The sequence below is a fragment of the Mycobacterium sp. 852002-50816_SCH5313054-b genome (assembly GCF_001667185.1).
Taxonomy (GTDB): Bacteria; Actinomycetota; Actinomycetes; order Mycobacteriales; family Mycobacteriaceae; genus Mycobacterium.
The window spans coordinates 14,017-26,078 of sequence record NZ_LZIC01000034.1; the positions used below are offsets into that span (position 1 = coordinate 14,017).

Below are 12,062 nucleotides of genomic sequence, written 5' to 3' on the forward strand. Positions count from 1 at the left end.
GTGACCGCCGAGCAGCTGCCGCCCGAGCTGCGGCGGGTGCACATGGTCGGCATCGGCGGAGCCGGAATGTCGGGCATCGCCCGCATCCTGCTGGACCGGGGCGGGCTGGTGTCGGGGTCCGACGCCAAGGAGTCGCGCGGCCTGCACGCGCTGCGGGCCCGGGGCGCGCTGATCCGCATCGGCCACGACGCGTCGTCGCTGGATCAGTTGCCGGGCGGCGTCACCGCGGTCATCACCACCCACGCCGCCATCCCGAAGACCAACCCCGAGCTGGTCGAGGCCCGCCGGCGCGGCATCCCGGTGATCTTGCGACCGGCCGTGCTGGCCAAGCTGATGGCCGGGCGCACCACGCTGATGGTCACCGGCACGCACGGGAAGACGACGACGACGTCGATGCTGATCGTGGCCCTGCAGCACTGCGGGCGGGACCCGTCGTTCGCCGTCGGCGGCGACCTGGGGGAGGCCGGCACCAACGCCCACCACGGCAGCGGCGACTGCTTCGTCGCCGAGGCCGACGAAAGCGACGGCTCGCTGCTGGAGTACGCGCCCGACGTCGCGGTCGTCACCAACATCGAGAACGATCACCTGGACTTCTACGGCAGCGCCGACGCGTACGTCGGGGTGTTCGACTCGTTCGTGGAGCGGCTCACCCCCGGCGGGGCGCTCGTCGTGTGCACCGACGACCCGGGGGCCGCGGCGCTGGCCGACCGCACCGCGGAGCTGGGCATCCGGGTGCTGCGCTACGGCTCGGGCGGTGCAGGGTTGGCGGCCACGCTGCTGTCGTGGGACCAGCAGGGCACCGGGGCGGTCGCCCACATCCAACTGGCGCCGGAGCCCCACCCGCGGGTGATGCGGCTGTCGGTGCCCGGGCGGCACATGGCGCTCAACGCCCTGGGTGCGCTGCTGGCGGCGATCGAGATCGGCGCCGAGGCCGATGCGGTGCTCGACGGGCTGGCCGGGTTCGAGGGCGTGCGCCGCCGGTTCGAACTGGTCGGAGTCTCGGGACCCGGCCAGGCCGCGGTGCGGGTGTTCGACGACTACGCCCACCACCCCACGGAGATCGCCGCCACGCTCGCGGCGGTTCGCGCGCTGCTCGAGCAGGGCGGCGAGGGCCGCTGCATCGTGGTGTTTCAGCCCCATTTATATTCGCGCACAAAGGCTTTCGCGGCCGATTTCGGTCGCGCGCTGGACGCCGCCGACGAGGTCTTCGTCCTGGACGTCTACGGAGCCCGCGAACAACCGCTCACCGGTGTCAGCGGCGCCAGCGTCGCCGAGCACGTCAGCGTCCCGGTGCGCTACCTGCCGGACTTCTCGGCGGTCGCCGAGGTGGTCGCCGCGGCCGCGGGCCCCGGCGACGTCGTCGTCACGATGGGCGCGGGCGACGTGACCCTGCTGGGTCCCGAGATCGTGACCGCGCTGCGGGTGCGGGCCAACCGCAGCGCGCCGGGCCGGCCGGGGGTCCTGCGATGACCGAGCCGGACCAGCCCACCCCGGCCGGCCCCGAGCAGGCCGACGGCGTGATCACCGAACCGATCGCGACCGGCGCGGGTGACGACGCGGCGCCGGCCGAGGAGGCCGAATTCGAGGGGCCACGCCGGCGGGCCCGCCGCGAACGGGCCGAGCGCCGCGCCGCGCAGGACCGCGCGCGGGCCATCGAGGAGGCTCGCCGCGAGGCCAAGCGCCGGGCCACCGGGCGCATCGTCAACCAACCCAAACCCGCCGCGCGGGGCGTCGTCCGCGGCCTGAAAATGCTGCTCGGCAGCGTCATCGTGGCCGTCGTCGGCGTCGGCCTCGGGCTCATCCTCTACTTCACGCCGGCGATGTCGGCGCGCAACATCGTCGTCACCGGGATCGGCACGGTGACGCGCGAGGAGGTGCTCGATGCGGCGCGGGTGCGGCCCGGAACGCCGCTGCTGCAGATCAACACCAACCAGGTCGCCGAGCGCGTGGCCGCCATCCGGCGGGTGGCCAGTGCCCGGGTGCAACGCCAGTACCCGTCGGCGCTGCGCATCACCATCGTCGAGCGAGTCCCGTTGGTGGTCAAGGACTTTCCGGACGGCCCGCACCTGTTCGACCGCGACGGCGTCGACTTCGCGACCGGCCCGCCGCCGCCGGCGCTGCCCTACCTCGACGTGGCCGATCCGGGGCCCAACGACCCGGCGACCAAGGCCGCCCTGCAGGTGCTGATCGCCCTGCGCCCCGAGGTTGCGGGCCAGGTGGGCCGCATCGCGGCCCCGTCGGTGGCCTCGATCACCCTGACGCTGGGCGACGGTCGGGTGGTGATCTGGGGGACCACCGACCGCACCGACGAGAAGGCCGAAAAGCTGGCCGCGCTGTTGACGCAGCCCGGCAAGACCTACGACGTGTCCAGCCCCGACCTGCCGACCGTCAAGTAGCCGAGCAGGTCGGCAGCGCCGGCGCGCGACCAAAAAATTTGCGTGCGGCGCGTCGGCGCGCCTGCGGGATAAGCGCGCGTGCTACCCATACCGTTCTGTTTGCGCGGAACTACTTGACATAACTCTAACTCTATGGTTGAGGTTGAGGGTTTGCCAGGCCGACACACCGAGTCCCACCAGGGAGGAAGACGAATGATGACCCCCCCGCACAATTACTTGGCCGTTATCAAGGTTGTGGGTATCGGTGGCGGCGGCGTCAACGCCGTCAACCGGATGATCGAACAGGGCCTCAAGGGCGTGGAGTTCATCGCGATCAACACCGACGCCCAGGCGCTGTTGATGAGCGACGCCGACGTCAAGCTCGACGTCGGACGCGATTCCACCCGCGGGCTGGGCGCCGGCGCCGACCCCGAGGTCGGGCGCCGGGCCGCCGAGGACGCCAAGGACGAGATCGAGGAGCTGCTGCGCGGCGCCGACATGGTGTTCGTCACCGCCGGCGAGGGCGGCGGCACCGGCACGGGCGGGGCGCCCGTCGTCGCCAGCATCGCCCGGAAGCTGGGCGCGCTGACCGTCGGCGTGGTCACCCGGCCGTTCTCGTTCGAGGGCAAACGGCGAGGCAATCAGGCCGAAACCGGCATCGCCTCGCTGCGCGAGAGCTGCGACACGCTCATCGTCATCCCCAACGACCGGCTGCTGCAGATGGGCGACGCCGCGGTGTCGCTGATGGACGCGTTCCGCAGCGCCGACGAGGTGCTGCTCAACGGCGTGCAGGGCATCACGGACCTGATCACCACGCCGGGCCTGATCAACGTCGACTTCGCCGACGTCAAGGGCATCATGTCCGGCGCCGGCACCGCGCTGATGGGTATCGGCTCGGCGCGCGGCGAGGGCCGGTCGCTCAAGGCCGCCGAGATCGCCATCAACTCCCCGCTGCTGGAAGCGTCGATGGAGGGTGCGCAGGGCGTGCTGATGTCGATCGCCGGCGGCAGCGACCTGGGCCTGTTCGAGATCAACGAGGCGGCCTCGCTGGTGCAGGACGCCGCCCACCAGGACGCCAACATCATCTTCGGCACCGTGATCGACGACTCGCTGGGCGACGAGGTGCGCGTCACCGTCATCGCCGCGGGCTTCGAAGCCGCCGGACCGGGGCGCAAGCCGGTCACCGGGGCCGGCGCCGCCGACAAGGGCGGCGCCCACCGCATCGAGGCGGCGAAGTCCGGCAAGCTCAGCTCCACGTTGTTCGAGCCCGTCGACGCGGTCAGCGTTCCGGTTCACACCAACGGTTCGACGCTGAATATCGGCGGCGACGACGACGACGTCGACGTGCCGCCCTTCATGCGCCGCTGAGGGTCTCAATTTGCTTGCCAGTGCGCGACAAACCGGCCGCGGCCGGATGGCGCTGCCCGCTGGCGGGCGCGGCGCTTCGGATACTGGTCACGTGAGCGTTCGCATAAGGCGGGTGACGACCACCCGCGCGGGCGGTGTCTCGGCGCCGCCGTTCGACACCTTCAACCTCGGCGACCACGTCGGGGACGACCCCGCCGCGGTGGCCGCGAACCGCAAGCGCCTGGCCGCGGCCCTGGGCCTGCGCGCCGACCGGCCCGGCCGCGATCGGATCGTGTGGATGAACCAGGTGCACGGTGATCGGGTCGAGGCGGTCGACGGCCCGCGGGGCGCCGCGGTCGAGGACACCGACGCGTTGGTGACCGGAACGGCGCGCCTGGCGCTGGCGGTGGTCACCGCCGACTGCGTTCCGGTGCTGCTGGCCGACGCGCGCGCCGGTGTGGTCGCGGCCGCGCACGCCGGCCGCGTCGGCGCCCAGCGCGGGGTGGTGGCGCGCACGGTCGAGGCGATGGTGGCCCGCGGCGCGCAGGCCGGCGACATCTCGGCGCTGCTCGGCCCTGCGGTCAGCGGCCGCAACTACGAGGTGCCCGCCGCGATGGCCGACGAGGTGGAGGCGGCGTTGCCGGGCAGCCGCACCACCACCGCGGCCGGCACCCCCGGACTCGACCTGCGCGCCGGAATCGCTTGCCAGCTGCGCGATTTGGGCGTCACGGCGATCGACGTCGATCCACGCTGCACGGTGGACGACCCGGCGCTGTTCAGTCATCGCCGGGACGCCCCGACCGGGCGGCTGGCCTCGCTGATCTGGATGGAGTGACGGCATGGCGGGGGACATGCTGGCCCACGACCATGGCGACCGCGAATCCGAATTGACGCACGCGTTGGCCGCCGTGCGATCGCGACTTGCGGCGGCCGCGGAAGCGGCGGGTCGCAATGTCAGCGAAATTGAACTTCTACCAATTACCAAATTCTTTCCAGCAACCGATGTTGCGACTTTGTCTCGATTGGGTTGTCGGTGCGTTGGCGAATCGCGCGATCAGGAAGCCACGGCGAAGGCCGCCGAAGTCGCTCGGTTGGCCGGTAGTTCCGGGCGAGACGACTTGCGGAATATGCACTGGCACATGGTGGGCCGGATTCAACGGAACAAGGCGCGCTCACTGGCGCAGTGGGCCCACACCGCCCACTCGATCGACAGCACCCGCCTGGTCACCGCGCTCGACCGGGCGGTGTCGGCGGCGCTGGCCGACGGGCGCCGGGAGGAGCCGCTGCGCGTCTATGTCGAGGTCAGCCTGGACGGCGACGTGTCGCGGGGCGGCGTCGACATCACCGCGACCGGCGCCGTCGACGAGGTCTGCGCGCAGGTCGAGGAATCCCCGGGCCTGGAGCTGCTGGGGCTGATGGGCATCCCGCCGCTGGACTGGGACCCCGCTCGGGCCTTCGACCTGCTGCGATCCGAACACCGCCGGGTGCTGGATTCGCACCCGAACGCGCTGGGACTGTCCGCCGGCATGTCCAACGACTTCGAAATAGCCGTCAAACATGGTTCGACATGTGTGCGTGTCGGTACCGCGCTATTGGGTCCGAGGCGGCTACCGTCACCGTGAGTAGTCACTGTAGTCACATCTTCATCACAGACACCAATATTCCCAGGGGCTAGAAGGGTTTACGCGATGAGCACACTGCACAAAGTCAAGGCCTACTTCGGTATGGCTCCGATGGAGGACTACGACGACGAGTACTACGACGACCGGGCTCCCTCCCGCGGTTTCCCGCGCCCCCGGTTCGACGACGGCTATGGGCGTTTGGAAGGCCGCTACGACGGGCGCGACTACGACGACCCGCGGGGCGAGCCGGCCGACTACGCGCCGCCGACCGGCGGCTACCGCGGCGGCTACGCGGACGACGGCCGCTACGGCCCCGTGCATCCGCGCGAGTTCGAACGGCCCGAGATGAGCCGTCCGCGCCTCGGTTCGTGGTTGCGCAATTCCACCCGCGGCGCGCTGGCGATGGACCCGCGCCGGATGGCGATGCTGTTCGAGGAAGGCAGCCCACTGTCGAAGATCACTACGCTGCGGCCCAAGGACTACAGCGAGGCGCGCACCATCGGCGAGCGGTTCCGCGACGGCACCCCGGTGATCATGGACCTGGTGTCGATGGACAACGCCGACGCCAAGCGGCTGGTCGACTTCGCCGCCGGCCTGGCCTTCGCGTTGCGCGGGTCGTTCGACAAGGTCGCGACCAAGGTGTTCCTGCTGTCGCCGGCCGATGTCGACGTCTCGCCGGAGGAGCGTCGCCGGATCGCCGAGACCGGCTTCTACGCCTACCAGTAGACGCACCCGTTCCGCCCGCTAGCGGGGTCGGCGCACGTGAGATGTGTGCCCGCACCCGAGAATCGGTACGCTGGCGCCTGACATTCGGGTCATCTCATCGGTTAGGTCGGGGCTCCAGTTGGTGCTGTTTTTTCAGATCCTTGGATTTGCGCTGTTCATCTTCTGGCTGCTGCTCATCGCCCGGGTCGTCGTCGAGTTCATCCGCTCGTTCAGCCGTGACTGGCATCCCACCGGCCTGACCGTGGTGATCCTCGAGATCATCATGTCGATCACCGACCCGCCGGTGAAACTGCTGCGGCGCCTGATTCCGCAGCTCACCATCGGTGCGGTGCGCTTCGACCTGTCGATCATGGTGCTGCTGCTGGTCGCGTTCATCGGCATGCAACTGGCGTTCGGCGCTGCGCAGACATGAGCCCTGCCGCAACGACCGGGCCCAAAGCCGGGAGACGGTTCGGCCACGTTTTAGTGTCGGTTCGGCCGCCGCAATTTAAAAATTTTAAGGGTTTGGATTTTATTGGTCTTAGTGTGTGAAATTGGGTCTTAATTATTGGGCAATCGGCTACCGCCGAGTCTGGTGTGACAGGATGGACGGCAGTTGCACGACGGCAACCACTCCGTTCTACACTTTCCAGATCGTTTGACAGGAACTCGAGGGGACGAACAATGCCGCTTACACCAGCCGACGTCCACAATGTGGCGTTCAGTAAGCCGCCGATCGGCAAGCGCGGTTACAACGAAGACGAGGTCGATGCGTTTCTCGACCTGGTGGAAAACGAGCTGACGCGGCTCATCGAGGAGAACTCCGATCTGCGTCAGCGGATCGAGGAGCTGGACCGCGAGCTGGCCGCCGGTGGTGGCGGCGGCGCCGCTCAGCCCACCCAGGCGATCCCGGCCTTCGAGCCCGAGCCCGAGCCCGTCAAGGCCGCGCCGGTCGTCGCGCCCCCGCCGCCCCCGGCGCCTGCGGCGCCGCAGGGAACCAACGAGGAACAGGCCCTCAAGGCCGCGCGGGTGCTGAGCCTGGCGCAGGACACCGCCGACCGGCTGACCAGCACCGCCAAGGCCGAGTCGGACAAGATGCTGGCCGACGCCCGCGCCAACGCGGAGCAGATCGTCAGCGAAGCCCGTCAGACCGCCGAGACCACGGTCACCGAGGCCCGGCAGCGCGCCGACGCGATGCTGTCCGACGCCCAGACCCGCTCGGAGACCCAGTTGCGCCAGGCCCAGGAGAAGGCCGACGCCCTGCAGGCCGATGCCGAACGCAAGCACTCCGAAATCATGGGAACCATCAATCAGCAGCGCACCGTGCTGGAAGGCCGCCTCGAGCAGCTGCGCACCTTCGAACGCGAGTACCGCACCCGGCTCAAGACCTACCTGGAATCCCAGCTGGAGGAACTCGGCCAGCGCGGGTCGGCGGCGCCCGTCGACTCCAGTGCCGACGCCGGCGGGTTCGACCAATTCAATCGGGGTAATAACTAGCCGGGCGATCGTGCCGGGGTGCTCGCCAGGGTTCCAGCTCGGCACACTAGCCTGCACTAGACCTGGCAGTCCCCGTCGTCGGCTGGAGGATGACCGATGCTGATCATTGCGCTGGTACTCGCCCTGATCGGGCTCGTCGCGTTGGTGTTCGCCGTGGTCACCAGCAACGAGTTGGTCGCATGGGTATGCATCGGTGCCAGCGTCATCGGCGTGGTGCTGCTGATCGTCGACGCGTTGCGGGAACGGCAGCATCGTGACGCCGTCGTGGAAGAAGCCGGGGACGTCGAGGAACCCGCGGTCGATTACCCCGAAGAGGTCCCGCAGGAGGGCGACCAGCCCGTCGCCGAGGACGCCGCCGCCGACGAGTCTTCCCAGGGCCTCGAGTCCAGCGACGACCGGGCCACGTAGCTCTTCAGCGGGTCGGCGTGTTCAGCAGCTCGCGAACCTCATCGTCACTGACCTGGCAAAAGTCTGCGTAGACCTGCCCGACGGCTTCGAACCCGGGCGGCATGGTGGCGCACACCACGTCGTCGGCTTCCCGCCCGATTTCCCGGCAGGTCGACGCGGGTCCCACCGGGACCGCCACGACGATTGATTGCGGTCCCGCGGCCCGCAGGGCGCGGACGGCGGCCAGCATGCTCGCACCGGTGGCGATGCCGTCGTCGACCAGGATCACGACCTTGCCGCGCGGATCGGCGAGGGGGCGCCCGCCCCGGTAGGCCTGCTCGCGCCGGTTGAGTTCGGTTGTCTCGCTGGCGATCACCTCGCGCACCTGGTCGTCGGTGATGTGCAGGTTGGCGACGACGTTGTCGTTCATCACGACCCCGCCGCCGCTGGCCAGCGCGCCCATCGCCAGCTCCGACCAGCGCGGGACCCCGAGCTTGCGCACCAGAAAGACGTCCAGCGGGGCGTGCAGCGCCGCGGCGACCTCCCAGGCCACGGGGACCCCGCCGCGCGCCAGGCCGAAGACCAGCACGCCGTCCTTGTCGCGGTAGGACGCCAACTCCTCGGCCAGCACGCGCCCGGCCTCGCGGCGGTCGCGGAACGTGCGCGTCGCCGTTCGCCGGAGGAAGCCGCTGGGTGGGGTCATTGGTCGCATTCGCAGGCTACTGGCTTTTACCCAGCGTACGTGCGGCGTCGAGATTCTCGAAGAAGTCCGCTTGGCCGGATTTCGCCGGTGAGATTGATCACTCAGATAGCCTTGTGCGGGAGGGGAATTGGCGGTGACACGAGAGGAACGAAAATGGGTCGGCGCACTTACACGTCCTACAGCATTGCCTGCGCGGTGGTCTGGGCCGTCATCTTGATCGGGGTTTCGGCAGTGGCGGGCGCAGACACCCGGCGCACGTTCCTGTTGGTTGGCTTCGGATGGGGGATCGGCTGGCTGTCGGCGACGATCGCCAGGGCCGTCTACCCGCCGCCCAGGCGACGTGCGGGGCCGTAAAACCAGTGTGATCGCGGCTTCGCCGCTGTCCGAGGGGGGGACTTGGCCATCTGCGACACGAGTTGTGACGTTCCAGCTGGGTTTGACCTGACTATGGCGTCAGCCTGCGGACAGAAGTAATCAGCATTGTTCGCGACCACCAGAGGGGGCGCGAATACACTGCCCGCGCTGTCGATCTGGCGGTTGCGCTCGGTGAACACCGGTTGGCTGGTGGTAGTTTCCAAATCGGCTCTCTGCGGCGGTGCATAGTTAACTCTTGAAAACGGGGACACCCTTGAGATTCAAGGCGACCTTTTCGGGGTCGAGTTCGAAGGAGGAGACGCAGTTCTGGGGGTCCTGGGGGTCCAACTCGCTGATCCATTTGCGAGGTTTGGTCTGTCCGAGCCGCGAGATCAGATCACGCGTTGGCGGCAGGTGCGGCACGGCGAAGCCGGCAACGCCGATTCCAATCCCGATTGCCGCGCCCGCGGCGGCACCGGGCAGGAGTCCCACTGTGCCGCCTATCGTGGCGCCGATCCCTACCGCGGTGAAGAAGAGATCGACCCCGGTCTTCAGCTTCTTGTCCCGGCCGAAGATTGCCGCCAGGGACCCTGAGTAGGCGCGCGCGCTGGCCTGCATCTGCTTCTGGGTAATTCCCTGGCCGGTGTAGTACGCCTCTAGGTCATCCCGAAACTTCTTCTTGGCTGCCGCCGCGCCGCCTTCCTTCCGGCTTGCGACCTGGGCTAGGAGCTCCCAATTCCGGCGTATGCCCTTGCCGGCTATTGAAACGTTGGGCACAAACACCCGAACGCCCGGCCTGGCTCGCGGGCCTGCTTCGCCGACCGGCTGGTTGAGATCATCTAGGAACTCGCTGGTCCGCGCCTGCACGCTCATCGGATTGTTCTTATCGGTGAGGTTACAGCCCCACGTGTACTGGTAGGCCTCGTTGGCGCCCGCCATCAGAAGGGTCTTGTTCTCAACCGAGAGTTGGTCGCTTGCGTGGAGGCTGTTGGCGATGTTCTCCCAGGCGGTTCGCGACGTCACCTTATCGCCGAGGTCGTCACGGAAGCGCTCTAACTGTTCATCTTTGGGAGTTGCCGCTATGAGCGACTCAAGGACGCGACCCGAGAGCTTGCCGTAGAGGTAGTCAGTTTTATGAGCCGGCCAAGCGCGTGACCAGTTCACATCGCTCGAGTTCAGTTCGGCAGACCACTCCGCGAGCGCGGGTTCCAACTCCTGCTTGTAAAGAGGGCTCTTCAAGAGGTCTATCGCCGACGTGATTCCGGCTTTTGCCATGTGCGCGCAAAGCCCCGGCAGATCACCCCCGTTGCGGGACACGATCATGATGAACTCGCTCTGGAACAGGCTCCGAAACGGGCTGTCTTTTGGACGGATGATGGCCTGTCGTATGGCTGGGTTCATAAGGATGTACCCATCATTGATGATCAGTCGGTCGCCTGCGAGCACCGCGCGAATTAGATGATCGTTGAGCTTATCGAGGTTCTGAATCGGCTGTCCGTCATGGACTCGGGCGGCGAAGTCATCGAGCAAGCCGCAATACGCATACCGTGCGTTCACCACGGCTGCAGTGTAATCACGACCAGCTACTCCTACTGCGAATACCGGGGTCTCAGGCGCGCCGGTGGCGTGTTCCCGGTGAGTGAGTCCAGCAAGTTCTAGAGTCCTGTGGCCCGATGTTGGGCCAGAAGGGACGATGGACATATGGCTGGTCGGAAGCGGCACTCCGCGGAAGACGTCGTGCGTAAGCCGCGCCGTGCGGACGAGTTGGCTGCCGAAGGCATGACCGGCGAGGAGATCGCCGCTGAACTCGGTGTGTCACCGGCGACGCTCACCGAGACCTTAAGCATGTCGGAACGGTTGGCGTGCAAAACGGTTGGTCTGGCCCGCTCGACTCACCGACGCCTACCACTGGCGCAGACCCCGGCCGATCCCGACGCCGAGATGAGGGCCTGGCTACGCTCGTATGCCACCAAGCACCCGTGCCATGGGTTTCGGCGTGCCTGGGCGGCGTTGCGCTACGACGAATGCCGTGAGGTGAACAAGAAGAAGGTGCACCGGCGATGGCGCGAAGAAGAGCTGCAGGTGAAGGTGCATAGTCCGCGTAAGCGGGCCGGGGTGTCCTCGATCGCGCCGATCGAGGCTGACGCGCCGAAGGTGGTTACTTCTCTGCACGCTGGCTCAGGCTGTTCCTTGATCAAGCGGAGCGGCCCCGTGTCATGTCTGCCGCGCAGATCAGCGAATTGGTCGAGGAACTGGGTGGGCTGTCAGCCGTGCTCGGTGCGGCGACCGGGGGGAGCGAGCCGAGATGTACGCGAGCCTTGGGCTCCGCCTTGATTACGTTCCGCAACTGCGACAAGTTAAGGCGACGGCCGGCTTGAGTCGTGTCGCCGGATGTGTGATCGCGGCTTCGCCGCTCAACACACTCCATCGGCTCGGAAATGAACGCGAGCGTTCATTTCGCTCGCCTCAGTCGTGTGTCCGAGGGGGGACTTGGCCACCTACGACACGGGTCGAGATCTTTCAACTAAGTCTTTGACCAGCGATCTCGCAGCTGGCGAACGGATGCCCAGGTGACTGGTGGTGACCTCGAATGGCACGACCAGGTGCCGACCCGGTAATGCCAGGTTCCTTTCATTCTTTACAGTCAGCACGCGCTGATCCGGCAGGTGTCGAGATGCAATGAAGATTGACAAGACACGCCTGGCTACTTTGACAAGACTTCGGCGTGTCGCGAGAGCTTGTTAATCTTCGTTGCACGCGCAGGTCAACGCGCGACGAACGATCGGCGGCATCGGCGGTTCGTATGCCAGTCGCACATTGCCCGGTGATCTCACGCTCGTACGCGAGGTCCGTCCGACCGAAGCGGAGTACGGCACCACTGTCGGCGGCGGGCCGATTGTCGGGTACAGCGATGCCCTATGCGTCTACACAAAGGTGTTTGCGGACCAATTGATTAGTGTGGCAACGGAATTGGATATATCACCGCCAGGCCACGGTGCTTGGCGGGTTCGAGTCCGACGCGTCACATGCAGAGGCGAGCGGCTTATCGCCGCGGGCGGGGCTGCTGTGCCG

General features: G+C 67.6%; 12 protein-coding genes and 2 pseudogenes. 12 read left to right on the top strand and 2 right to left on the bottom strand.

Annotated features, from left to right (window positions below; translation table 11 throughout):
• From murC to A5787_RS06530, 9 genes are all read left to right on the top strand, one after another.
• Complete coding sequence (murC, locus tag A5787_RS06490) at positions 1-1,470, top strand: UDP-N-acetylmuramate--L-alanine ligase (protein ID WP_066963397.1); 1,470 nt, start codon at positions 1-3, stop codon at positions 1,468-1,470.
• Complete coding sequence (gene ftsQ / locus A5787_RS06495) at positions 1,467-2,396, top strand: cell division protein FtsQ (protein WP_066963400.1); 930 nt, start codon at positions 1,467-1,469, stop codon at positions 2,394-2,396. The genes murC and ftsQ overlap by 4 nt, the downstream gene beginning before the upstream one ends.
• Before the next feature lie 195 nt (positions 2,397-2,591).
• On the top strand, positions 2,592-3,743 hold the full coding sequence (gene ftsZ, locus A5787_RS06500) for a cell division protein FtsZ (RefSeq protein WP_066963504.1): 1,152 nt from the start codon (positions 2,592-2,594) through the stop codon (positions 3,741-3,743).
• 91 nt (positions 3,744-3,834) lie between these two features.
• Positions 3,835-4,557, top strand: coding sequence for a peptidoglycan editing factor PgeF (gene pgeF, locus A5787_RS06505; RefSeq protein WP_066963402.1), 723 nt, complete (start codon positions 3,835-3,837; stop codon positions 4,555-4,557).
• 4 nt (positions 4,558-4,561) lie between these two features.
• Entirely contained in the window at positions 4,562-5,344 is a 783-nt protein-coding gene (locus A5787_RS06510; RefSeq protein WP_066963405.1) for a YggS family pyridoxal phosphate-dependent enzyme, read from the top strand.
• A gap of 66 nt (positions 5,345-5,410) precedes the next feature.
• Entirely contained in the window at positions 5,411-6,070 is a 660-nt protein-coding gene (locus tag A5787_RS06515; RefSeq protein ID WP_066963408.1) for a cell division protein SepF, read from the top strand.
• A gap of 118 nt (positions 6,071-6,188) precedes the next feature.
• On the top strand, positions 6,189-6,482 hold the full coding sequence (locus tag A5787_RS06520; RefSeq protein WP_066963410.1) for a YggT family protein: 294 nt from the start codon (positions 6,189-6,191) through the stop codon (positions 6,480-6,482).
• Positions 6,483-6,733: 251 nt separating this feature from the next.
• Positions 6,734-7,546 carry a DivIVA domain-containing protein gene (locus tag A5787_RS06525; protein WP_066963412.1) on the top strand — a complete coding sequence of 271 codons (813 nt, stop codon included), beginning with the start codon at positions 6,734-6,736 and terminating at the stop codon, positions 7,544-7,546.
• 96 nt (positions 7,547-7,642) lie between these two features.
• A complete protein-coding gene (locus A5787_RS06530) occupies positions 7,643-7,954 on the top strand; it encodes a hypothetical protein (RefSeq protein ID WP_066963414.1) in 312 nt (103 codons plus the stop codon).
• 4 nt (positions 7,955-7,958) lie between these two features.
• On the opposite strand, the pseudogene A5787_RS06535 reads toward A5787_RS06530, so the two are convergent.
• Positions 7,959-8,645: pseudogene (locus tag A5787_RS06535) on the bottom strand (phosphoribosyltransferase); the annotation flags it as partial.
• 144 nt (positions 8,646-8,789) lie between these two features.
• On the opposite strand from A5787_RS06535, the gene A5787_RS06540 reads away from it, so the two are divergent.
• On the top strand, positions 8,790-8,990 hold the full coding sequence (locus A5787_RS06540) for a hypothetical protein (protein WP_066963418.1): 201 nt from the start codon (positions 8,790-8,792) through the stop codon (positions 8,988-8,990).
• 249 nt (positions 8,991-9,239) lie between these two features.
• Here the strand turns inward: A5787_RS06540 and A5787_RS06545 are convergent, their stop codons facing one another.
• Positions 9,240-10,550, bottom strand: coding sequence for a hypothetical protein (locus A5787_RS06545; protein ID WP_156763796.1), 1,311 nt, complete (start codon positions 10,548-10,550; stop codon positions 9,240-9,242).
• Between the two features lie 381 nt (positions 10,551-10,931).
• Here A5787_RS06545 and A5787_RS28765 point away from each other — a divergent pair, with 381 nt between their 5' ends.
• A complete protein-coding gene (locus A5787_RS28765) occupies positions 10,932-11,324 on the top strand; it encodes a transposase (RefSeq protein WP_369829090.1) in 393 nt (130 codons plus the stop codon).
• A 447-nt stretch (positions 11,325-11,771) separates the two neighbouring features.
• Positions 11,772-12,060: pseudogene (locus A5787_RS28040) on the top strand (peptidase M42); the annotation flags it as partial.
• Positions 12,061-12,062: the final 2 nt, after the last annotated feature.